The sequence below is a fragment of the Gordonia aquimaris genome (genome assembly GCF_026262595.1).
GTDB lineage: Bacteria > Actinomycetota > Actinomycetes > Mycobacteriales > Mycobacteriaceae > Gordonia > Gordonia tangerina.
In genome coordinates, this window is the sequence record NZ_JAPKFM010000012.1 from 83,354 (window position 1) to 107,367 (window position 24,014).

Annotated in this window: 16 protein-coding genes and 1 tRNA gene; 9 read left to right on the forward strand and 8 right to left on the reverse strand. The window is 67.0% G+C overall.

All coding sequences use genetic code 11. From position 1 onward, the window contains the following. The first annotated feature begins 7 nt into the window (after positions 1–7). Complete coding sequence (locus OSB52_RS12965) at positions 8–946, forward strand: glycine betaine ABC transporter substrate-binding protein (RefSeq protein ID WP_266062128.1); 939 nt, start codon at positions 8–10, stop codon at positions 944–946. A gap of 22 nt (positions 947–968) precedes the next feature. On the opposite strand, the gene OSB52_RS12970 is transcribed toward OSB52_RS12965, so the two are convergent. Both OSB52_RS12970 and OSB52_RS12975 read right to left on the reverse strand, forming a co-directional pair. Then, complete coding sequence (locus OSB52_RS12970; protein ID WP_235723821.1) at positions 969–1,799, reverse strand: SDR family NAD(P)-dependent oxidoreductase; 831 nt, start codon at positions 1,797–1,799, stop codon at positions 969–971. 22 nt (positions 1,800–1,821) lie between these two features. After that, the gene (locus OSB52_RS12975; protein ID WP_266062064.1) at positions 1,822–3,357 is read right to left on the reverse strand and encodes a flavin-containing monooxygenase; all 1,536 of its coding nucleotides are present in this window, start codon (positions 3,355–3,357) and stop codon (positions 1,822–1,824) included. 185 nt (positions 3,358–3,542) lie between these two features. On the opposite strand from OSB52_RS12975, the gene OSB52_RS12980 reads away from it, so the two are divergent. Together OSB52_RS12980 and OSB52_RS12985 are read left to right on the forward strand one after the other, a co-directional pair. Beyond that, entirely contained in the window at positions 3,543–4,115 is a 573-nt protein-coding gene (locus OSB52_RS12980; protein ID WP_266062129.1) for a TetR/AcrR family transcriptional regulator, read from the forward strand. Between the two features lie 151 nt (positions 4,116–4,266). After that, positions 4,267–5,160 carry an endonuclease domain-containing protein gene (locus OSB52_RS12985; protein ID WP_266062066.1) on the forward strand — a complete coding sequence of 298 codons (894 nt, stop codon included), beginning with the start codon at positions 4,267–4,269 and terminating at the stop codon, positions 5,158–5,160. A gap of 180 nt (positions 5,161–5,340) precedes the next feature. On the opposite strand, the gene OSB52_RS12990 is transcribed toward OSB52_RS12985, so the two are convergent. The 4 genes from OSB52_RS12990 to OSB52_RS13005 all read right to left on the reverse strand — a co-directional run bounded on the left by OSB52_RS12990 (position 5,341) and on the right by OSB52_RS13005 (position 14,996). Further along, positions 5,341–9,102 (reverse strand): multifunctional oxoglutarate decarboxylase/oxoglutarate dehydrogenase thiamine pyrophosphate-binding subunit/dihydrolipoyllysine-residue succinyltransferase subunit, encoded by a 3,762-nt coding sequence (locus tag OSB52_RS12990; RefSeq protein ID WP_372512419.1) that lies wholly within the window; start codon positions 9,100–9,102, stop codon positions 5,341–5,343. 212 nt (positions 9,103–9,314) lie between these two features. After that, entirely contained in the window at positions 9,315–13,151 is a 3,837-nt protein-coding gene (locus OSB52_RS12995) for an ABC transporter ATP-binding protein (protein ID WP_266062130.1), read from the reverse strand. Positions 13,152–13,171: 20 nt separating this feature from the next. Continuing rightward, positions 13,172–13,927, reverse strand: a complete 756-nt coding sequence (locus OSB52_RS13000) for a hypothetical protein (protein WP_266062069.1) — start codon at positions 13,925–13,927, stop codon at positions 13,172–13,174. After that, positions 13,920–14,996, reverse strand: a complete 1,077-nt coding sequence (locus OSB52_RS13005; protein WP_266062071.1) for a glutathione S-transferase family protein — start codon at positions 14,994–14,996, stop codon at positions 13,920–13,922. The genes OSB52_RS13000 and OSB52_RS13005 overlap by 8 nt, the downstream gene beginning before the upstream one ends. Positions 14,997–15,099: 103 nt before the next feature. Here OSB52_RS13005 and OSB52_RS13010 point away from each other — a divergent pair, with 103 nt between their 5' ends. From OSB52_RS13010 to OSB52_RS13035, 6 genes are all read left to right on the forward strand, one after another. Beyond that, complete coding sequence (locus OSB52_RS13010; protein WP_266062072.1) at positions 15,100–15,726, forward strand: PadR family transcriptional regulator; 627 nt, start codon at positions 15,100–15,102, stop codon at positions 15,724–15,726. Beyond that, complete coding sequence (locus tag OSB52_RS13015; protein ID WP_266062073.1) at positions 15,723–17,246, forward strand: MFS transporter; 1,524 nt, start codon at positions 15,723–15,725, stop codon at positions 17,244–17,246. The genes OSB52_RS13010 and OSB52_RS13015 overlap by 4 nt, the downstream gene beginning before the upstream one ends. A 220-nt stretch (positions 17,247–17,466) precedes the next feature. After that, positions 17,467–18,612, forward strand: a complete 1,146-nt coding sequence (locus OSB52_RS13020; RefSeq protein ID WP_308203672.1) for a metallophosphoesterase family protein — start codon at positions 17,467–17,469, stop codon at positions 18,610–18,612. 11 nt (positions 18,613–18,623) lie between these two features. Continuing rightward, positions 18,624–21,221, forward strand: coding sequence for an AAA family ATPase (locus OSB52_RS13025; protein ID WP_266062076.1), 2,598 nt, complete (start codon positions 18,624–18,626; stop codon positions 21,219–21,221). A gap of 80 nt (positions 21,222–21,301) precedes the next feature. Continuing rightward, a tRNA-Arg gene (locus tag OSB52_RS13030) sits at positions 21,302–21,374 on the forward strand. Between the two features lie 191 nt (positions 21,375–21,565). Further along, positions 21,566–22,216, forward strand: coding sequence for a hypothetical protein (locus OSB52_RS13035; RefSeq protein ID WP_266062079.1), 651 nt, complete (start codon positions 21,566–21,568; stop codon positions 22,214–22,216). A gap of 18 nt (positions 22,217–22,234) precedes the next feature. On the opposite strand, the gene OSB52_RS13040 is transcribed toward OSB52_RS13035, so the two are convergent. Continuing rightward, on the reverse strand, positions 22,235–23,119 hold the full coding sequence (locus OSB52_RS13040; RefSeq protein ID WP_372512413.1) for a DUF305 domain-containing protein: 885 nt from the start codon (positions 23,117–23,119) through the stop codon (positions 22,235–22,237). Positions 23,120–23,133: 14 nt separating this feature from the next. After that, the gene (locus tag OSB52_RS13045; protein WP_266062080.1) at positions 23,134–23,988 is read right to left on the reverse strand and encodes a thioredoxin-like domain-containing protein; all 855 of its coding nucleotides are present in this window, start codon (positions 23,986–23,988) and stop codon (positions 23,134–23,136) included. Positions 23,989–24,014 lie beyond the last annotated feature (26 nt).

Below are 24,014 nucleotides of genomic sequence, written 5' to 3' on the forward strand. Positions count from 1 at the left end.
GCGCGTGATGAAGCGCGCACTGACGGCTGTTTTGACGGTCTGTGCCCTTGCGGCGACCCTCCTGGCGTGCTCTGAGGACACCTCGCCGGGCCGAGAGGTGACGTTGGGCGCACCGGACTCATCGGCGATGATCGTGATGGCCCAGGTCTATGCCGGCGCACTCCGACATGCGGGTAGCCCGGTGTCGACAGAAATACACACCGGTGACTACCGGCAACTCCTCGACGAGATGGACACACTCGACGTCGACCTGTTCCCGGCATTCAGCGGAAACCTGCTCAGCCGGCTCGCGCCGCAGCTCGAGCCACGAACCGCCGAGGAGGTCTACACCGATCTCAACCGGTCACTCCCGCAGGGGGTGTCGGTGGGTGACGCGACGATGGTGACCGCCACACCGCAGGTCTTCGTCGCTGCTTCGACGGCCGACGACGGGCAGGTGAGCGACCTCGCCGACTGCGGCCGGCTGCCCGCCGACCTGCCGGTGGTGATGATCGGTGCGCCACAGCAGGGTGTGGTGGCGGCGTTCGCTGCGGCCGGATGTCGCTTCGGTCCGGTGGAATCGGTGGACTCGGTGTCTGCGGCCGCCGACCGGATCGCCTCGGGGCAGGCGGTCGGCGTCCTGACCCCGCTCGACGTCGCGGGTGACGACGCGGAGGGGTCGGTCGGTGACATTCGTGCGCTGCGGGTGTCGGTGCCCGACGCCACCGCATCGGCGACAGCCTCGGCCGCGCCGTCGGCGACGGCCGTCGTCGACGTTGGGCCGCGACCCGAGGAACTGGTGCCGGTCTATCGCAGCGCGGCTCTCACCCTCGACGAGGTCAAGACGATGAATGTGGTCGCCGGCGAGATGACCACGGCGGATCTGGCAACGCTGGCTCGCGCCGTGGACACCGGCGCAGACCCGGCCGAACTCGCGGGCGAGTGGTTGGCCGAACACGGTCTGTGAACCGGTCCGGCCAATCGCCTGGTCAGCGGGCCTTGGACAACGCCCAGCCGGCGATCCGGGCGACGACGCCCTGATAGCCCGAGGCGACGACGCGGACCCAGAGGTCGAGCAGTTTGGCGTCGGTACCGACGAGCACGCGGGCGCGGTTGCGGCGGACGCCGTTGATGATGACGTCGGCGGCGTCGGCCGACGTCATCCGGGCGAGGTAGCGGTCGAAGAACTCGGCAGTGGACTTCTGGTTGTGCTCACCGGACGTGGTGGCGTTGCGCGCGATCGCGGTCTTGATACCGCCGGGGTGCACGCAGGTGACCTTCACCGGGTGCTTGGCGACGATCATCTCTTGGTTGAGGGCCTCGGTGAAGCCGCGGACTGCGAACTTCGCCGAGTTGTAGGCGGCCTGCCCGGGTTCGGACAGTAGCCCGAACAGCGACGAGGTGTTGACGATGTGGCCGTCTCCGGACGCGATGATGTGTGGCAGGAAAGCCTTGGTGCCGTTGACGACTCCCCAGTAGTCGACGTCCATCACCCGCTCGATGTCCTTGAACTCGGTGCGCTCGATCTCCCCGTGATGGGCGATGCCGGCATTGTTGAAGATGACGTTGACGATGCCGTAATGGGCCACCACGGTGTCCGCGTACTCCAGCACGGCCTCCCGCTCGGCGACGTTGAGCAATTGCGCGTGCACGGGTGCCCCCGTCTCGGCGACCAGCTTCTCGGTGACCGCCAGGCCTTCCGGGTTGAGGTCGGAGATGGCGAGTTTGGCGCCCATCCGGCCCAGCTTCACCGCGAGGTCGCGGCCCATTCCCGAACCGGCGCCGGTGATGACGACGACCTTGTCACGAAAGTCCTTCATGGTGTGTCTCCTTCGACGGCATTCAGGCGGTGACCGAGGCCGGCCGCTTGTCGGTGGTGTCTGTGGTTGCCGGGGCGTTGCGAGTGCGCTCCACATCGTAGGCGGCGATGTCGAAACGCTTGGTGACTCGTCGGAAGTTGAACGTGAAGCCGGGCCACAGCGTGGTGATGTTGCCGTGGTGATCCTTGTACCAGGACGCACATCCGCCGTTGACCCACACACTGTTGCGCAGGCTGTGCTGGATCTCCGCGTTATAGGCGCGCTGAGCGTCGAACTTCACGTCTGTGCGTGTGATGCCCTGCTGGCGAACCGTTTTCACGTAGTCGACCAAGTAGTTCAGCTGCGACTCGATCATGTACACCATCGAGGTGTGGCCCAGACCCGTGGACGGGCCGATCATCAGCATCATGTTGGGGAACCCGTTGACGAACGAGCCCTTGTAGCCCTGCATGCCGATCTCGTCCCAGACCCCGGCCAGGCTGCGGCCGTCGGTGCCGATGATCTTGCCGAACACCGGGGAGTCGGTGACGTGGAACCCGGTGGCCACCACGATGACGTCGACGTCGCGCACACGGCCGTCGGCGGTGCGGATGCCCGAATCGGTGACGCCCGCGATCGGATCGGTGACCAGGTCGACGTTGGATCGGGCGATCGCCGGGTACCAGTCGTTGGAACGCAGAATCCGCTTGCAGCCGACCTGGAAGGTGGGGGTCACTTTTCGCTTGAGCTCGCGGTCGCGGATGGACCGGGCGATGTTGGCGCGGCAGATGAGCTCGACCGGTTTGAGTGACTTGGGGGAGTAGGTGAGTCCGAACGCGGTGACCTCGTTGGCCGCGTAGACGACGCCGCGCATCGCCGTCTGGAACCCCGGCACGTTCTCGAACGCCCAGTGCTCTGCTGCGGTGTACGGACGTTCCGTCCGCGGCACGATCCACGGTGCGGTGCGCTGGTAGACGTCGAGGCGGCCGGCGACCTTGGCCAGTTCGGGCACGAGCTGGATCGCCGACGCGCCGGTGCCGATCACCGCCACCCGCTTACCGGTGAAGTCGTAATCGTTGTCCCACCGAGCCGAGTGCACGATCTTGCCGTCGAAGTCGTCGAATCCGTCGATGTCGGGCAGGTTGGGCTCGCACAGCGGGCCGACCGCGCCGACCATGATCTCAGCGCGCACCTGCTCGGTCTGCCCCTCGCGGACGACGTCGAGAATCCAGCGTTGCTGGTCCTCATGCCATTCGGCGCGCTCGACCTCGGTACCGAAGCGGGTGTGGCTGCGCACCCCGTGTTCATCGGCGACACCGTTGATGTACCGGTGGATCTCCGGCTGATGTGAGTACGAGCGCGACCACCGCGGGTTGTGCGCGAATGAGTAGGAGTAGAGCTGCGACGGGACGTCGCAAGCGGCCCCCGGGTAGGTGTTGTCGCGCCAGGTGCCGCCGAAGTCGGCCCCGCGATCCAGGATCACGAAATCGTCGACACCGTTCTGCTTGAGCTTGATGGCTGCGCCCAGGCCGGAGAAGCCTGCCCCGACGATGGCGATCTGTACATCGATCATTGTCATGGTCTCACCGTAGCGTTCTACTGAATGAGCGTCAATAGTTTGTTGAACTCTGATCAATAGCGGCCTACGGTGGAGTGGACCAGCACGAATACGCGGAAACGAACGCAGGAGAGGACACGTAAGCTGTGACGGTGACCCGAGGTTCTGCGACACAACGTTCCGCCGAGACGGCGAAACGGACCCGGATGAGTCCGGAAGCGCGGCGCGACCAGTTCATCGACCTCGGCCTGCAGATGGTGCGCGATCGTCCGCTGGAACTGGTGTCGATCGACGCCATCGCCGAGGCCGCAGGCGTCTCCCGCGCACTACTGTTCCACTATTTCGCCTCCAAACAGGAGTTCCACGTCGCGATCGCTCGGGCGCAGGCCGACGAGATGCTCGAGTGCACCGCGCCCGACGAGACCCTCGGCGACCCGCTGGCGATGCTGTCGGGGTCGATGTCGGCGTTCATCGACTACGTCAGCGCCAATCGCGAGGCGTATATGGCTTTCATGCGCGGGTCGTCGAGCGCGGACCCTGCCATGCGCGAGGTGTTCGACGGAACTCGCGCGGTGATGTCGGCGCGCATTCTCGACCACGCGCCCGCCCTGGGCATCGACGTCACACCGGTGGTGGAGATGACTGTGCAGGGCTGGATCTCGTTCGTCGAGGAGACCACCATCAGCTGGCTCACCGATCCGGTCGTCACGCGTGACGAACTGCTGGGCGTCATCACCGCGTCGCTCCCGGCGTTGGCCTCGGTCGTCCAGCACCCCTGATCGCCGACAGAACCCCATATCTCGCCGACAGAACCCGGATTCGCGCCGACTGAACCCTCGGCCCTACCGCGGGCTGTGGATAACGGCGTGAATTGTCCCCAGGCGCACGATTGATGTCGTTGTGGAAGCGCCGGTGCCCTGCAATGTCCTCATGGCACGCAATTCACCGAATGGCGACAAGTACCTTGTCCGACGCAAGAAGGCCGTGGCGTCCACTGAAATGTCGGCGGAGCAGTTCGCTGTCGCGTTCACACGGTTGCATGGTGACAGCTACGTCGAACGATCGGCTGTTCTCGCGCCCCGTGAGAGGATCATCGCGACTGCACGGACTGCGCCCGACGACGTGGTCGTCGGTGGGATCGCTGCGAAAGTCATGCACGGCGGCACATGGCATGACGGGGATTTCACGGTCGAGCTGATCCGCGCTCCTGACGCCGGCAACAAGCGAGGGCGCGGACGGGCGGTTCATCGCACAGACCTCGAGCCCGATGATGTCGTGGACATCGATGGTGTGAGGGTGACGTCGGTGTTACGAACTGCCCTCGACATTGGTCGGGTACCGCCGGAATGGCGCGCGCTCGGTCATCTCGACGACCTCGCATCAGCGACCGGCTTCTGCCCCGAGGACCTGGCCGCCTACATCAAGCAGTTCCCAGCGCGCCGCGGTATCCGCCAACTGCGTGCGCTGATTCCGATGATCGACGGCAGATCGGAATCACCGCCCGAGAGCTGGCTCCGACTCCTGGTGTTCCGAGCCGATCTTCCGACACCGGATCTGCAGGTCGAGGTGGTCGATCCGGTTGATGGGCACGTCTTCGCGCGGATCGACCTCGCCTACGAGCAACTCAAGATAGCGATCGAGTACGACGGTGAGGACTTTCACTCGACGCCTGCACAGAAGGCCCATGATGAGGCCCGTGACGCCAAGCTGAGGGCACTCGGATGGATTGTCATACGTATCAATGCTGAACGGATGCGCACCGATCAGTGGGGAATCGTCATGGAGATCGAGAAGGCTCTGCGTGTGCGTGGCGGGTACTTCTGATCACCAGCCTCGGCGAGCGATTCCGTCGCCGCAATTGTGGGTTCTGTCGGCGGAATTTGGGGTTCTGTCGGCGTGAAACAGGGTTCTGTCGGCGAAGACGCAGCCACCCCACTTCGTTGCGGAAGTGGGGTGGCTGCCGTTCGGTTAACCGCCGCGAGGTGCGGTCAGGAGGCCGTCACATCAGGAGAAGCACTCGTCGAGGATCTCCTGCTGCTCCACGGCGTGCACCTTGCTCGAGCCCGACGACGGTGCCGACATGGCCCGACGCGAGATGCGCCGAAGACCGCTGAGCACGTCCGGCAGCACCTCGGGCAGCCACAGGCCCAGGAACGGCCACGGACCCTGGTTGGCGGGCTCTTCCTGGACCCAGCGGAAGTCCTCGGCGTTCGGGTACTGCTCGAGGGTGTTGCGCAGACGGCGGTGCGGCACCGGGTACAGCTGCTCGATGCGCACGACAGCGACATCTTCGCGCTTCTCCTTGTCGCGGCGCGCGGCGAGTTCGTAGTAGAGCTTGCCGCTCACCAGCAGCACTCGCTTGACCTTGCTGCGATCGGCGCCACCGAGGAACCTCGGGTCGTCGAGTACCGAGCGGAACTTGTCGTCGGTGAACTCCTCGATGGGGCTGACCGCATTCTTGTTGCGCAGCATCGACTTCGGGGTGAACACGATCAACGGACGGCTGATGCCGTCGAGCACGTGGCGGCGCAACAGGTGGAAGTAGCTCGACGGGGTCGACGGCAGCGCGACAGTCATCGATCCCTCGGCACAAAGCTGAAGGAATCGTTCGATACGACCTGAGGTGTGGTCGGGGCCCTGGCCCTCGTGTCCGTGCGGCAGCATCAGGACGACGTCGGAGAGCTGTCCCCACTTGGCCTCGCCGGAGGAGATGAACTCGTCGATGATCGACTGCGCGCCGTTGACGAAGTCGCCGAACTGGGCTTCCCACATCACCAGCGCGTCCGGGTTGCCGACCGAATAGCCGTATTCGAAGCCGACCACCGCGAACTCCGACAGCGGCGAGTCGTAGACCATGAACCGGCCCTCGGCGCTGTCGCCGGCGATGGTCTTCAGGTTGTTGAGCGGGGTGTACTCCGCGCCGCTGTCGCGGTCGATGAGCACCGAGTGCCGCTGGGTGAACGTGCCGCGCCGGGAGTCCTGACCCGACAAGCGGACCGTGCGGCCCTCCAACACGAGCGAACCGTAGGCGAGCAGCTCGGCAAAGGCCCAGTCGATCTTCCCGTGACGCGACATCTCGTGGCGACGTTCCAGCACCGGCTTCACACGCGGATGCGCATCGAAGCCGTCGGGGGTGTGGAAGAACGCGTCGCCGATGGCCTCGAGGACCTCCTTGTCCACGGCGGTCACCAGCTTGGTCGGCAGGGTCTGATCGGCCTGGATCGAGGGGCTCGGTTCGGCGTGATACTTCTCGAGTTCCTTGACCTCGTTGAACACCCGCTCGAGCTGACCTTGGTAATCGCGCAGAGCGTCCTCGGCCTCCTTGGTGGAGATGTCACCGCGACCGATCAGGGCTTCGGTGTAGCTCTTGCGGACGCCGCGCTTGGTGTCGATCACGTCGTACATGGCCGGTTGGGTCATCGACGGGTCGTCGCCCTCGTTGTGGCCGCGGCGACGGAAGCAGACGAGGTCGATGACGACGTCCTTGCCGAAGGCCTGACGGTAGTCGACCGCGAGTTTGGCGACCCACACGCACGCCTCCGGGTCGTCGCCGTTGACGTGGAAGATCGGCGCGCCGATCATCTTGGCGACGTCGGTGCAGTACTCGGTCGACCGGGAATGCTCCGGGGCCGTGGTGAAACCGACCTGGTTGTTGACGACGATGTGGATGGTGCCGCCGGTACGGTAGCCCGGGAGCATCGCCATGTTCAGAGTCTCCGCGACCACACCCTGACCGGCGAAGGCGGCATCGCCGTGCAGCATCAATGGCAGCACCGAGAACTGGTCGTCGTCGTCGAGCAGGTCCTGCTTGGCGCGGACGAGACCCTCGAGAACGGGGTCGACGGCCTCGAGGTGGCTCGGATTGGCGGTCAGCGAGACGTTGATCTCGTTGTCGCCGAACATCTGGTAGTACTTGCCCTCGGCGCCGAGGTGATACTTCACATCGCCCGATCCGTGCGCCTGCGACGGATTCAGGTTGCCCTCGAACTCGGTGAAGATCTTCGAGTACGGCTTGCCGACGATGTTGGCGAGCACGTTCAGGCGGCCGCGGTGGGGCATGCCGATGACGACCTCGTTGAGACTGTGTTCGGCACCCTGGTCGATCACGGCATCCATCATCGGGATCACCGACTCGGCACCCTCGAGCGAGAAGCGCTTTTGACCGACGTACTTGGTCTGCAGGAACGTCTCGAACGCCTCGGCGGCGTTCAGCTTCGACAGGATGTACTTTTGCTCGGCGACCGGCGGCTTGACGTGTTTGATCTCCACCCGGTCCTGCACCCAGCGCTGCTGTTCGGGCTCCAGGATGTGGGTGTACTCGACACCCACATGGCGGCAGTACGCATCGCGCAGGATCGACAGCACGTCGCGCAGCTTCATCTTCTCCTGGCCGTGAAAACCGCCGACCTTGAAGCTGCGATCGAGGTCCCAGAGAGTGAGGCCGTAGGTGAGCACATCGAGGTCCGGATGACTCGCACGTGCATCGCTGTCCATCATCAGCGGATCGATGTCAGCCATCAGATGCCCGCGATTCCGGTATGCCGCAATGAGTTCCAGCACGCGCGTGCTCTTGTCCACCAGGCCGGCGGGGATGTCGCGGCGCCAGCGGACCGGCTCATAGGGGATGTGGAACGCGGTGAAGATCTCGTCGTAGAAGGCGTCGTCCAGCAGCAACTGGTGGATGGTCCGCAGGAAGTCGCCCGACTCGGCACCCTGGATGATGCGGTGGTCGTAGGTGGAGGTCAGCGTCATCAGCTTGCCGACGCCGAGATCGGCGATCTGCTCGTCGCTGGCGCCCTGGAACTCCGCTGGATACTCCATCGCGCCGGCACCGACGATGGCGCCCTGCCCCTTCATCAGGCGTGGTACCGAGTGCACGGTGCCGATGGTGCCCGGGTTGGTCAGCGAGATGGTCACACCCGAGAAGTCCTCGGCGGTGAGTTTGCCGTCACGCGCACGTCGGACGATGTCCTGGTAAGCGGTGTAGAACTCCGCGAACCCCATCGTCTCGCAGTTCTTGATGGCGGCGACGACCAGAGTCCGATTTCCGTCCTTGCCGACCAGGTCGATGGCCAGGCCGAGGTTGGTGTGCGCGGGGGTGACGGCGTTCGGCTTGCCGTCGACCTCGGCGAAGTGCCGGTTCATGTTCGGGAACGCCTTGATCGCCTGGACGATGGCGTAGCCGAGGATGTGGGTGAAGCTGATCTTGCCGCCGCGGGTACGGGCGAGATGATTGTTGATGACGATCCGGTTGTCGATCATCAGCTTGGCCGGGACGGCGCGAACGCTGGTGGCGGTCGGGATCTCCAACGACGCCGACATGTTCTTGGCGATCGCGGCGGCCGGGCCGCGCAGGACCTTGTTCTCGTCCTCGCTGGGTGCTGCGGCCGCGGCCTTCGCCGGCTCCTTGGCCTTCTGCGAGCGGGCCGATCCGTCGCGGCTGGCGGTGCTCTGGCCGGAAGCGGCCTTGGTGGCCGTCGATTCCTTGGTGGGTCCGGCCTTGCGGGCGGCAGCCTTTGTCGGCTGCTGGTCGAGGGTCACCTGCTTGCTCTGCTTGGCCGGCGCAGACTTCGAGGTGGACTCTGCCGAGGCCGACGGCGTTGCCGGGGCCTTCGCGGCCGACGAGGTCGCCGGAGCTGCGGTGGCGGGGGCGTCAGTGGTGGCCGCCGCATCGGACGAGCCGTTCGAGTTGGGGTCGTAGTCGGCCAGGAAGTCATGCCAACTCGGATCGACCGACTTCGGGTCCTTCTTGTATTGCTGGTACATCTCCTCGACCAGCCAGGTGTTTTGTCCGAAATCCGAAATCGAACTGCTCACAGCGCCTACTCGCCTCAATTCCCTCTGGTGTCGGGTCGCTTGTCACCACGTAAGTCCCTTGTGAAGACTATCGGTGAACCACCTGCAGATGGTACGCGTGCCGAGTCGGTGGCGTGCGTCTGACCTCACCGAACACAGCATCTTGAGGTGTATGTCACCTGTCACCTGAGGCGGATGTCACCGGCGGTGGCGATACCGTCGGCGTCTGGGGCGACACCGGCATCCCAGAACGCGCGGTACCTTCCGTTCAACGCCAGTAGCTCGCGGTGTGTTCCCCACTCGACGATTCGGCCCCCGTCGACCACGGCGATGACATCGGCCCGTGCCGCCGTGGCGAGGCGATGGGCGACGATGACCGACGTCCGGCGGTGGGTGAGGGCCTCGCCGGCGGCGAGTACGAGCGCCTCGGTCGCCTGGTCGAGGGTGGCGGTCGCCTCGTCGAGCAGGAGCAGGTCGGGGTGAACGAGTTCGGCGCGCGCGAGCGCGATCAGTTGGCGCTGCCCCGACGACAGACCCTGCCCCCGCTCGCCGATCGGGTGGTTCATCGCGCCGGGCAACTCGGCGATCATGCCCGCGGCGCCGACCGCCGACGCCGCCGCGGCGATCTCTGCCCGCTGGGCATCGGGTCGGCCGTACGCGATGTTGTCGGCGACGGTGCCGGTGAACAGATGTGGTTCCTGTGGCACGACTCCGATGCGGGCGCGGTAGGCCTCGAGTTCGTGGTCGCGGATGTCGGTCCCGTCCATCCGGACCGAACCCGAGGTGGGGTCGTAGTAGCGGGCCAGCAACTTGACGATGGTCGACTTGCCCGCGCCGGTCTTGCCGACCAGCGCCAGCGAGGTGCCGGGCGGGACCGTGAGGTCGATCTCGGTCAGCGCGTCGCGATCGGCGCCGGCGTAACGGAAGGACACGTCGGCGAAGTCGACGCGGCCGTCGAAACCCGCTGCCGGTACGGGAGTGTGACTGTCGCGACGGTGCAGCGAACTCGGGGTGCGGATCAGGTCGCCGATACGGCGTAGGCCGACCGCGGCCTGCTGGTATCCGTCGAATACCTGGGAGAGCTGTTGTACCGGCCCGAAGAGCATCGACAGGTAGAGGACGAACGCGACGAGGGTGCCCGCCGACAGCGAGCCCTGGGAGATCTGGTGTGCGCCGACCGCGATTGCGACCGCGGCGGCGAGGTCGGACATGAAAGTGATGAACGGGAAGTAGATCGAGATCGCGGTCTGGGAGACCATCCGGGCGCTCAGCCACTCGTCGGTGCGGCGGGTGAAGCGTGCCGTCGCGGTGGGCGTGTGCCGATAGGTCTGCGTGGTCTTGATACCGGCGATGTTCTCCTGAAAGTCGGCGTTGACCAGGCTGACCAACTCCCGTGACCGGGTGTAGGCCACCGAGGAGATACGGCGGAACACCACGGTGGCGACGATCAGCACCGGAAAGACCGGCAGGATGAGCGCACCGAGTAACGGATCGGTGATGAGCAGGGCCACCGTGACCCCCACCAGGGTGAGCGCTGCGACGACCGCAGTGGACAGGCCCGTCTGCAGGAACGTGGACAGTGCGTCGACATCGGTGGTCATCCGGGTCATGATCCGACCGGACAGTTCGCGCTCGTAGTAGTCCAGACCCAGCCGCTGCAGGTGCGCGTAGCTGCGGACGCGCAGACCGAACAGGACGCGTTCGCCGGCCCGGGTCGAGGTGATCGTCATCGTGGCGGCGGCCAGCCAGCCGACGCCCACCAGTGCCACCCCGACCGCGCTCGCCCACCAGAGCGTCGTTTCGTCGGTGTGTGTCGCGGCGTCGATGACGGTGCGTGCCAGGGAGGGAAAGGCCAACCCGACGAGGGTGTCGATCGCGATGGTGACGATTGCGGCGCCGAGCAGCCAGCGCACCGGCCGCAGGAGTTGAGCCAAGGAGAAGTCCCGGTTGTCCGAGCGGGCAGTGTTCACGTCGATGGTGGGCTGCTCGTCGGCGGGTGGTAGCGCGTCGACTGCGGCGGTGAGTTCGGGCGTCGCCGGCATCGAGCCGAGGGCGCCGCCCATGCCACCGCCGCCCCTGGCGCCGCCGCCACCCGGGCCTCGGGTGGGTGTCACCGGTCGTCGGATGGTGTGATCGGGTGCGGTGACGGGAGTGGGTGGCCACAGGTCGTCGAACGCCGGGCCCCCAGGCACTTCCGGGAGGGTCTCGCCGACCACCTGTTCAGGGTCGGCCGAGGACATCAGGCTGGCGAACAACCCGCACCGCGCGTCCAACTCGTCGACGGTCCCCACGTCGACGATCCGCCCGCCGTCGAGAACGGCGACCCGGTCGGCCAGGGCCAGCGTGGACCGGCGGTGTGCCAGCAGCAGCATCGTGCGGCGCTCGGCGCGCAGCCCGCGCAGGATCCGGACCTCGGTGGAGGCGTCCACCGCTGAGGTCGCGTCGTCGAGGACCAGTACGCGGGACCCGGCGTAGAGCGCGCGGGCCAGGGCCACGCGCTGGCGCTGGCCGCCGGACAGGGTCAGTCCCCGCTCGCCGACGACGGTGCCGAAGCCATCGGTGAGGCCGTCGATGAACTCGAGCGCGTCCGCGCGCTCGGCGGCCGACACCAGTCGGGCGCTCGGTGGCGCGCCGGAGGCGAGGCTGGTGTCGGCGCCGTCGGGCCCGAGCATGATGTTGGCCGCGATGGTGTCGGAGTACAGGAACGGTTCGTCGAAGACCACCGACACCGCGTCGTGCAAGGCGTCGGGTGCCAGTGCGTCGACCGGGTGGACCGTGTCGCCGACGAGCAGCTCGATCGCACCGCGCTCGGGCCGGTAGTAGTGTCCGACCAGATCCGCGAGGGTGGACTTTCCCGACCCGGGGCGGCCGACCACGGCGACACATTCGCCGGGCCCCACAGTCAGGTCGACCCCGTCGAGGACCTGTTGGTCACCGAATGCGAACCCGACGTCGCGTACCCGCAGCCCGATCGGCCCGTCGGGCAGGGTCGCGGTGTTGTGTTCGGCCGGGTCGCGCGGATGGTCGATCACGTCGTAGACGCGATCGACGGCGGCGCGCGCGAGTTGCGCGCTCACCACGAGGTTGGTGAGTAGTCGCGCCAATGCGGTCATCGAGGCGATGTAGGTGGCGAAGGCGAGGAAGGTGCCGGCCGTGATGTGGCCGTGCATGGTGAGGTACCCGCCGAGCGCGATCACGGCGACCATGCCCAGTTGTGGGATGGCGGCCATTGTGGGGGTGAAGCGGGCGTTGATCCGTCCGGCCCGCATCCGCAGCGAGAACAGGCGGGTGCCCAGGCCGACCAGTTCGTCGACTGCACGGCGTTCCTGACCGAACCCCTTGACCACACGGACACCGGTGACGGTTTCCTCGACATGCTGTGCCACGTCGGCGGCCGCCTGCTGGGCAGACCAGGTGGCGGCGAACAGCTTTCGGCGAGTGCGCATCACGACCAGGGCGACCAGCGGGAAGATCGACAATGCGACGCAGGTGAGCAGGGGTGACAGATAAGCCATGATGCCGATGGCGAACACGACCTGGACCGCGGCCCCGATTGAGAGTGGCGCCATGGCCAGCAGGCCCTGCACGATCTGCAGATCCGAGATCGACCGGGAGACGATCTGGCCGGTACGGATCTGGTTCTGCGCGTTGCCATCGAGATGCAGCAGCGTGTCGAGCAACTTGCGACGCAGCCCGTTCTGCACGGTCACCGACAGCCGTCCCGCGGTGAGGCGCCGCCCGAACTGACATCCGTAGCGCACCACCGCCAAGACGACGAGCGCGATGACGATGAGCCGGATCGACAACCCGTCGGAGACGGCGCCGGTCGCGTGGTCGATGGCCGCCTTGGCAAGTAGCGGCGCGATCAGGTCGACCGCGACCGCCACCGCTGTCACCGCCAGTGTGATGGTGACCAGCGCGCGATGGCGTCCACATTCGGCGACGAGTCGCCGGATCCAGCCGCGTCGGGTGGGGGCGTCGTCGGTTGCCGGCGGCGTCCCCTTGTCACCGTGCCGCACTCGGGATTGGAGCGCGGAGATCACCGACGTCCCGGCGGAAGCCCGGTACCGGCGACGACCTCGCCGTCGATCGTCCACGTGGTCGGCGGTGGGCCGAACGCCTCGCGTGCGTTGGCGATGACGCGTTTGCCCAGGGCGCGGTTGCCGACCCCGCCGATCATTGCGCCGATGCCGGCCGGCAGGAGTTTGCCGAACAGCAGTGGCGCGCGCTTGAACGCATACTTCTTGGCCACCTTGTTGACGAGTGTTTTGTTCAGCTTCGCCAGGCCGCCGCCGGGAATGCTCGCGCCGCCCAGCCTTCGCAAGGCCCCGCCCCGGGTGCCGACGAGGCGCCCCAGCGCGACGACGCCCTCCTCGCCGAGCGCGACGGCGAGGACGAGGGTTTTGCGGCGCTCGGAATCGTGCACCGGGATGCCGTGTACCTCGGCGATCGACAACGCGAGCAGGGCCGATGCCTCGAGGAAGAACGCGGTCTCGCCGGTCATCGCGCCCAGTGCGGTCATCGTGCCCACGCCGGGGACGGCGGCGGTCGCGCCGACGGCGCCGCCGGAGCCGGTGACGGCGGTGAGGTAGAGCTTCTCGAGTCGCGCGATGATCTGCGCCGGCGTCTCCTCCGGATTCGCGGTTCGCAGGCTACGCACATATCGGGCAACTGCCGGCGCCTGCAGGCGTTGCGCGCGGTCGAGGAGACCGCCCGTCACCTCCACGGCCTTGCCGGGAGGGCGCTGCTGGTCGCCCGAATCCCCGCTTCCATGGGTCCGGTCGCGATCAGCCATCGGTCGGCACTCCGTCCGCGGCGGGCACGACCTCGCCGGGCTGTGGCGGTCCGGGGGGTGTGCCGTCGCCGAAGGGGCGACCCCCGAGTTCCTCGCGATGATGGGGAGTCAGCCAGTTGTGGAGGTCGGGACCCACCGGGATGACGCCGGTGGGGTTGATGTCTCGATGCACCACGTAGTAGTGGCGTTTGATCTGGGTGAAATCGATGGTGTCGCCGAATCCGGGCGTCTGGAACAGGTCGCGGGAGTATGCCCACAACACCGGCATCTCCGCGAGCTTGCTGCGATTGCACTTGAAGTGGCCGTGGTAGACGGGATCGAAGCGAGCCAGGGTCGTGAACAGTCGGATGTCGGCCTCGGTGATCGTGTCGCCGACCAGGTAGCGCTGGTTGGCCAGGCGCTCGGAGAGTTCGTCGAGCTTGGCGAACAGCCGGTCGTAGGCCTTCTCGTAGGACTCCTGGTCCCCGGCGAAGCCGCAACGGTAGACACCATTGTTGACCTCGGTGTACACACCCCGGTTGACTTCGTCGATCTCATCGCGCAGATGTTCGGGATAGAGCTCCGGTGCGCCTTCGCGGTGGTGGTCGGTCCATTCGAGTTCGAAGTCGATGGTGATCTGCGGGTAGTCGTTGGTGACCACCGCACCGGTCGGGATGTCGACCACCGCGGGCACGGTGATCCCCTTGGGGTAACCGGGGAACCGTTTCTCGTACGCGTCCTTGAGACGGGGGATCTGCAGCACCGGGTCGAGGCCCTCGGGGTCGAGGTCGAAGGTCCACGAGTCGGAGTCATGGGTGGGTCCGCACATGCCCATCGACAGCGCGTTCTCGAGGCCGAGGAGGCGGCGCACGATGATCGTCCGGTTGGCCCATGGGCAGGCCCGGGCGACGACCAGGCGGTAGCGGCCTGCCTCGACGGGGTAACCGTCGCGGCCGTCGCGGGTGATCCGTGTGTCGATGTAGTTCGTGTCCCGGACGAACTCCTGTCCGGTGGTCACATAGACACCCTGCTCGGTCGCCGCTCCCTCGGTGGGGGCGGCCGCGGCGGCGCGGGGGCTGTTGGTGGTCATGTGATCCACAGTAATGACCCCGTCCGACGGTTGGCAGAAGATGGTCGAAACGGTATATTCCATCTGGAATATTTGACTTCGGATAGCGAGCGAGGATCAGCGCATGTCGGCGAACGGGATGTTGCCGCCCCTGGCGGTACTCGTGCTCGGGCTGGTGGCCGAGCGGCCGATGCATCCATATGAGATGTTTCAGACCACGATCGAGCGGCGCGAAGACCGCCTCGTGAAATTCCGGCCCGGCACGCTCTATCACACGGTCGACCGATTGTCCGACAAAGAGCTGATCGAGGTTCACGACGTCGAGCGGGAGGGCAATCGCCCCGAGCGGACGATCTATCGCATCACCGCCACCGGCCGCGCCGCCTTGGCGCGCAGCCTCGAGCAGCTGCTCGAAGGACATCCGACGGAGTATCCACAGTTGTATCTTGCGCTCTCGGAGGCCCATGGTCTGCCGCGGTCGCGTGTCATCGAGCTGCTCACCACGCGGCTGACGCAGATGTGCGCCGAACTCGAGAACCTGCGCGTGGGCGCCGCCGAGGCCGCCGACAGCGGCAAGGCGGAGATGTTCTATCTCGACATCGGCTGTCGCATCACGACATTGAGTGCGCAGATCGACTGGCTCCGTGGCCTGCTCGAACGTTTGACAAACCACTCCATCGCCTGGCTCGACGACCCGGACTTCCGGGCCGCCGCCTCCACCGCACCGCACGAGAAGGACGCCGACGCATGACCTCTCCATCAACCCCCGCCGTGCCGCTGACCACCCGGCCCTGGGCGGCGATGCTGGCGCTGTGTGTCGGCTTCTTCATGATCCTCGTGGACATGACGATCGTCGCCGTGGCGCAGCCGCAGATCCAGACCGCACTCGACACCGACGTGAACGGCATCGTGTGGGTCACCAGCGCCTACCTGCTCACCTACGCGGTCCCGCTGCTGATCACCGGCCGTCTCGGCGACAAGTACGGGCCGAAACGCGTCTACCAGATCGGCTTGCTGGTATTCACGATCGCGAGCGTCTGGTGCGGATTCTCCGACACCATCGGTGAACTCGTTGCCGCCCGAGCCCTCCAGGGTGTCGGCGCCGCCTTGATCACCCCGCAGACGATGGCGCTGATCACCCGCATCTTCCCGCCGGAGAAGCGTGGTGCGGCCATGGGCGTCTGGGGCACCGTCGCCGGCGTCGCGACGCTGGTGGGGCCGCTGCTCGGCGGCATTCTGACCGACGGATTGGGCTGGGAGTGGATCTTTTTCGTCAACCTGCCGGTCGGCGTCGTCGGCCTGGTGTTGGCCGCTGTGCTCGTGCCCGACGTGGAAACGCACGACCATCAATTCGACTGGCTCGGTGTGGCCTTGTCGGCAGTGGGTATGTTCGCGCTCGTCTTCGGAATTCAGGACGGCGAGAAGTACGGCTGGAACGCCTTGATCTGGTCACTGATCATCGGCGGCGTGGTCCTCATGGCGCTGTTCGTGTGGTGGCAATCGCGGATCAAGGGCGAACCGTTGGTGCCGCTGTCGCTTTTCGCCGACCGCAACTTCTCCCTGGCCAACATCGGGATCGCGTCGATGGGCTTCGCGATCTCCGGTCTGATGATCCCCACGATGTTCTTCTTGCAGCTCGTCGGTGGCATGTCACCCACCCGGGCTGCGGTGATGATGGTGCCGATGGCGTTGCTGACCGGTGCACTCGCGCCGATCGTCGGTCGGGTCCTCGACCGGGTGCACCCACGTACGATCATCGCCTCTGCGTTGCTGCTGAACGCCGTTGCGGTCGGCTGGCTCGGCGTGATCGCCCGTCCGGAAACCCCGGTGTGGCTGCTGATCATCCCGATGTGTCTGATGGGCGTCGCGTCGGCCGGGATCTGGGCGCCGTTGGCAGCCACGGCGACCCGCAACCTGCCGTGGCATCAGGCCGGCGCCGGCGCCGGCGTGTACAACACCACGCGGATGATCGGTTCGGTGCTCGGCAGCGCCGCGGTGGGCGCGCTGATGCAGACGCGTCTGGCCACTCTGCTCCCGGGAGTCGACACCGAACACCACAGCGCCGGCGGCCAGCTACCCGACGCGGTCCGGGACGGCTTCGCCACCGCCATGGGTCAGTCGCTCTACCTGCCCGCGGCAGTGTTGTTGATCGGCGTGGCAGCGGCCCTGTTCTTCGTCAAACCTCGTCATCAGGCCGGTGTGCCCGCGCCTGGTGGGCAGGGTGCGCAGGCCGGCGACAGCGCGGCGGCCGGGGCCGTCGCAACGGCCTGATCCGCGCGGCACCGCACCAGCTCACGGCTTCGCCTCCCACAGTGTGTCGGTCCACGCTCGTAGGATGCGGCTCGAGAGTGGGAGGTGAGACATGACCGTGCCGTTGTTCGACCTGCCGGGGTTCGATCCCGACCAGACACAGCCGAACCGGTCCCGGCCAGCGGCGGCGGGCGCAGGCCGGCTCGAGTCGCCGGGATCGGTGGCCGGGTCCGCGCACGAGGTGACCTTCCTGCACACGGCCGATTGGCAGTTGGGGATGACGCGGCGCCACCTCGATGCCGACGCCGCGCATGCCTACACCGCCGCGCGCCACGAGGCCGTCGAACGCATCGGCACACTCGCCGCCGAGGTGGACGCCGAGTTCGTGGTGGTGTCCGGGGATGTCTTCGAAGACCATCGGGTGTCGTCGAAGATCATCCGCCGCACCCTCGACGCTCTCGGCGCCTACGGAATCCCCGTATACCTGTTGCCGGGCAACCATGATCCCTTCGACGCGGCGGGGATCTATCGTTCCCGGACCTTTGCGCAGGCGTGCCCGGACAACGTCACGGTGCTTTCGGGTGCAGGTGTGCATCAGGTGCGCGCGGGTGTCGAGCTGATCGCTGCGCCCTGGTCGCACAAGCAGCCGGGAACCGATCTTGTGGCCGCCCAGGTAGCACGTCTCGCGCCTGCCGACGCCATCCGGGTAATGGTGGGGCACGGCGGTGTCGACGCGTTGACCCCGGGCGGCGACGAGGCGCTCATCGGGCTCGCCGCGGTGGAGGCCGCGGTCGACGGTGGCCTGCTCGACTATGTCGCTCTGGGCGATCGGCACTCGGTCACCTCGGTGGGGACCACCGGACGGGTGTGGTACCCGGGTGCACACGAGGTCACCAACTTCGATCACATCGAGCAGGAGCCCGGCCATGTCCTCGCGGTCACCCTGCGCCGTTCCGGTTCGTCGCGCGATGTCGACGTGGTTCCGCATCGGGTGGGGCAGTGGTCATTTCAGACGGTGTCGGCCGACATCGCCGGACTCGCCGACATCGAGGCGTTGCGCCGGCGACTCGACGACATCGACGACAAACCGAGGGTGGTGCTCGGTTTGCGGCTCGTCGGGTCGGTGTCGGTCACGGAGGGGGCAGCGCTCGACGAGTTGCTCGAGGAGGCCGCCGACCGATTCGCCTCGGTCACCCGGCCGGACGGCGCGGAAGATCTCGTGGTGGTCGCCGACGATGGTGACCTAGCCGACCTCGGGGTCGGGGGCTACGTCCGGGAGGCCGCCGAGGAGCTGTTCGACCGCAGCGGATCCACCGACCTCGACGAGGCGCGCAACGCGCGCGATGCGCTGGCCCTGTTGCATCGCCTCACCGGGAGGATTCGATGAGGCTCCATCGGATGCGTCTGCACGAGTACCGGGGTGTCGCCGACCGGGACATCCGGTTCGCCGAACGCGGGGTGACCGTCGTCGAGGGCGCCAACGAGGCGGGCAAATCCTCGATGATCGAGGCTCTTGAGTTGCTGCTCGACGTCCGTGCCGAGAGCAAAGCGGCGAAGGTCCGTGCGATCATGCCGGCCGGCCGTGAGGTGGGTACCGAGGTCGAGGTCGAGATATCCTGCGGCCCTTGGCACTTCACCTACTCGAAGCGGTTCAATCGGCAGCCGGCGACGAATCTGAGCATCCATCGGCCGCGGCCAGAACAGCTCACCGGGCGCGACGCGCACGAACGCGTACTGGAGATCCTGGGCGGACACGCCGATCTCACGCTGTTCCGCGCTCTTCGGTTGTTGCAGGCCGATGACGCGGCCGGTCGTCCGATGGGCGACAGTGCCGCTCTCGCCCGTGCTCTGGATCGGGCTTCGGAGTCCGACGGTGACACAGCGGATTCCGCGTCGGCGGAGGTTGCCGAACAGGCCCTCATCGACGCCGCCGAGGCCGAGTACCGTCGCTACCGGACCTTGGGTCAGGGCCGGCCCACTGGCGAACTCGCCGCCGCGATGCGGACCGCCGACGAGCTCGACAAGCGTTGCCGGACACTTGCCGACGCCCGAGACGCGGTCGACGCCGATGCGCAGCGCCTTCGCAGCCTCCTCGATCGCCGGTCCGAACTCGCGCGCACCCGGGAGTTGCGTGAGGTCGAGCGCGACGAACTCGCGATCAGCTGGACCGAAATCGAGCGTCTACAGACCGAGCAGGCGGCGGCCGACGCCGAGGTGCGGCATCTGCTCACGGCCAGTCAGCTGGCGCAGCGCGATGTCGTCGATCGGGAGCGGGTCGCGGCGCAGATCGCCGCAGCGACGGCCGATGCCGAACGGCTGGGAGCCGGGATCGCCGACCACGATGCACGGGCGCAACGCGCTGAGACCTCGGCGCGACACCTCGAGGACGAGTTGCATGCCGTCCGCGAACGCTGGCAGATGGTCCAGACCGCGTTGTCGGCGGCGCAGTCCGCGCAGCGCGTTCGAGAACAACGTCGCGAACTGCGCGATCTCGATGAACGGCTCGTTGAACTCGATCGCATCGCCGCCGAGTCGTCGACTCTCGACGAGTCGCTGCGGGCCAACACCGTCGATGCGTCCGCGGTCCACACCGCGGTCGACCTGGCGCGGCGTCGTGCGGTGGCTCAGGCGCGGCTGGAAGCGGTCGCGGCGCGCTTCACCGTCGAACCGACCGGTGCGAGCACTGTCACCGTGGATGGTGAGGCCGTGGCCGACACCGCCGATCGGGTGGCCGTGACCGACGCGGTCATAGAGGTCGCCGGAGTGGTCACGGTCACGGTCCGCCCCGGTGCCGACACCGCCGCTCCGGCACAAGAACTCGCAACGGTAGACCATGAGATAGCGGCGTTCTGTGCCACCCACGGGCTCGCCGGCCTCGACGACCATGCGGATCGGGCGCGAGAGCGCGCGAACCTGGTGGAGCGGCGGGCGAGTTCGCAACGACGGGCACGCGAACTCATCGGTGACCGAAGCCACCGTGCCATGGTCGAACGACGTGACGAGCTGCGCACCATCATTGAGACGGAGTCGGCAGGCGCCGACGTTGACCCCGATGACATCGCGTCGCTCGCGGGGACCGAGCGTGAGCTCTCCGAACTGGTGATGTCGGCGGAACGTGCGGTCACACAGCAGCATTCGGCCGCACGGGAGGCCCGCACCGAGGGGCGTATGGCTCGGGAGGAGCGCGAGCGACTGGCTGGCCGCATGGTCGAGCTGGAAGGACGCCGCGCCGAGATGCTCGCGCAACTCAGCGACGATGATGCGCGACGAACGGTGCAGGCCGCGGCCACGCGGCTCGGTGAGGCACGTGACCGGCTCGGTCGACTCGAGACCGAGCTCGCGCGTCTCGACGTCGCCGAGATCGAGTTACGGCGGGAGCGGGTGACCGCCGACCTCGCCGCGATTGCGCGCGAACATGCCGACCTCGAACGCTCCGCCACCGAACTCCGCGCGCGGATCGAGCTCTACCGTGACGAGTCGCGCCTCGACCTGCTCCAGGACGCGACGGCAGAACTCGAGAGTGCCATCGCAGCCCGGGACCGCGTACAGCGGCGTGCCGACGCGGCCGAGCTGCTGTACCGGACGCTCCTGGACAAACGTCAGCAGACACGCACCCGCTACGCCGACCCCTTCGCCCGGCGCCTGGCGGAGCTGGGTGCCCACGTATTCGGAGCGGGAGTGAGTTTCGATGTCGACGACAACCTGGAAGTGGTGTCGCGCACCGTCGATGGCCTCACCATCGCGCACGAGGCATTGTCCGGCGGGGCGCGCGAACAGTTGGCACTGCTCACCCGGCTGGCCTGCGCCACGCTCGTCGACGAGGCCGACGGAGTGCCGGTGCTCCTCGACGACGCACTCGGCTACAGCGATCCGCACCGGATCGCGGCCATGGGAGAGGTGCTCACCGCGGCCGGGCGCGACGCGCAGGTCATCGTGCTGACATGCAGCCCCGACCGATACCGAGGTGTCGACGAGGCCGAGATCGTCGCCGTGTGACGATCGAGGCCCCTCGCGACGCGCCGCCCCGGTTTTGGGATCACCCCGCCGGGTGCGCTACGCTAGCCCTCGCCCGATGAGCCCCCGTAGCTCAGGGGATAGAGCGTCTGCCTCCGGAGCAGAAGGCCATAGGTTCGAATCCTATCGGGGGCACTGTCACATCCCTGCCGACCTCCGGTCGGTGTGCGCCCACTGTGGTTTGAAAGATTTTTGCGCGGGCGCACTGTCACATCCCTGCCGACCTCCGGTCGGTGTGCGATGCACCTGCACGATGCCAATCAATCTTCGATGAACGTTGCCCGGTTTGCCGCGCCGAATCGGGGTCCGCACCGCAAGATTCACCTATGACTACACAAGCCGCCGCTACCGGACCGGATCGGTACTTCGCGGCCACCGTCGACAAGCAGTGCTGGGGATTCATGATCGGATCCGCATTGTTCGCGCTCGGGTCGGCACCCGGGTTCGTTGCATGGGCGGGTTCGTCAGCCGCAAATGTGAGTTTCTTCGTGGGTGCCTGGTTCTTCACCGGTGCTGCGCTGATCCAACTGGTGCTCAGTGGCGACGCCACCACCGAGGTATCCGGACGAAAACACATTCGCACCGAATGGCTTTCGTCGGCAACGCAGTTCGGTGGAACCCTGTTGTTCAACGTGAGCACCGCAGCGGCCCTGCACGCGGACACCGTCGTGCAGGAGAGGCGGCAGGTCTGGACGCCGGACGCTGCGGGATCGGTCGCCTTCTTGGTGAGCGGGGTGCTTGCAGTGCTGGTGTTCGCCCACGCGGTGCGGATCTGGGCGCCGGGACGACGAGAGTGGTGGGCGGTGCAGATCAACCTGCTCGGCTGCATCGCCTTCGGGGTCTCCGCGGTCGGCGCATACGTGGATTCCACCGGGGTGGTGATCAGCCAGTCGGTGGCCAACACCGGGACGTTCGTCGGGGCGGTGTGCTTCTGGCTGTCCGCCGCCCTGACGCTTCCGCGCTGGGACCAGGATTGACCGTCGGTCACGTCCGATTCAGTTCATCGGCAGGGGCTGTGCGCCACGTTCGCCGATCAGCGCGGTGAGGATCGCGATCTCCTTGGTCTGAGTGCGCTGCATGCCGGCGGCGAGGGCACGAACGTAGTCCTCGGAGACCTGGTCGGGGTCGGTCGCGTACTCCATCATCTCGATCCCGCCCTCGTGATGGCGCAGCATGAGCTGCAGGAAGTAGACGTCGGTGTCGGCGCCCTGTGTCGACCGCAAGCGGTCCATCTCGGCCGGGGTGGCCATCCCGGGCATCGGGGGCTCGGCGGATGGAACTGCGGGCATCGCATCCTCGGGCGCCATGCCTGCGCCGTCGTGCGCCGCGGAATGCTCGTCGGAGGTGCCGTGCTCGCGCCCGTCGGAGGTGCCGTGGCCGCTGTCTGTGCCGTGGTCGTGCGGGGTGCCCGACGACGCCGCCGAGTCGCTCATCTCGTGACCCATCCACGCCATCGGGCTGCTCGGGTTGATCAGAGGTTGACCCCACGTCGTCAGCCACGACTGCATCTGCCCGATCTCGTTGCTCTGCGTGGTCAGGATGTCGAAGGCCATGCTGCGGACCTGCGGGTCGGTACCGTTCTCGAGTTCGATCGCCGCCATCTCGACTCCCTGCTCATGGTGGCGGATCATGTCCTGGGCGAACCCGACCGCAGCGGAATCGGTCGCGGGCGCCGCGTCGGACTCCGCGTCGTCGCTGTGCAGCATGGACGCGATAAGCAGGCCCAGCCCCATCCCCACGAGGAGCACAGCCACCGTGGCCAGGGTGCTCAGCAACATCCTGCGTGATGCGGCAGCTGATTCCGGATCAGGTGCCCGGTCCTCGCGGTCGGTTCCGTGGGCGTCGTGCGCCCCGTCGTTCATACCGTCACCGTCGTTCATACCGTCACCGTCGGTCATGGCGTACCCGTTGCGTCGGTCGGCGCCTGTGCGCCGGTGCCCATGTCCTGACCGGCGCCCGACGTCGCGCCGGTCCCGTCCATCTGCACTGCGTCAGGGCCGGGTTGGCCCTCGTCGGCAGCCGGCGGGTCGCTCGGGTCGAAGGCCCCCGGGATGGCGGCACAGGCGGCCTGCGTCTCGGGGAACGCCGCGGCGGCCGGATTCTCTGAGTAGACGCCGGGCGTGGTGTTGCGTCGCAAGGCGGTGATGAACTGGTCGACGCGCGGATCGTCGGCGGTATCGAGCTTCAGCTGATGTCCCCAGCTCTGCAGTGAGATCGCCTGGTCCAGGCCCGGATACGGCGATATGAACAGGAACTGTTCACCACTGACCTTCTTCGTCAGCACGTCGAGGTCCGCGTCGCTGATCGTGTCCGGGTTGTAGGCGATCCACACCGCGCCGTGCTCGAGCGCATGTACGGCGTTCTCCGAGCGCAATGCGTCCGGGTACACGATGCCGGTGCAGGTGGCCCAGACCTCGTCGTGCGGGCCGCCGAATGGCGGCGACTGGTCGTAGGCCACGCGCTGGTCGGCCCGCACGTGCTGAGCGGCCTGGTAATAGATCTTGGTGACGCCATCGATCGCGTCGGACGGGTCCGGGTTCTGCGCCGATGGCACGAACTCCGCAACCGTCTGCGGTTTGAGTTCTTGGGCTTCCTGCTGGTCGCGGAACTTCGGCAGCAGGTACCAGATCAGACCACCGATCAGCGCGAGCACCAGCACGATGGCCCCGACGATCATCCAGTCGATGCCGCGCCGGGCACCCGATCCTCGGCCGGCCTTGGGGACGTTGGCTCCCGGGGTGCGCGCCATAGCTCTCTTTCACCGATCTCATTCGC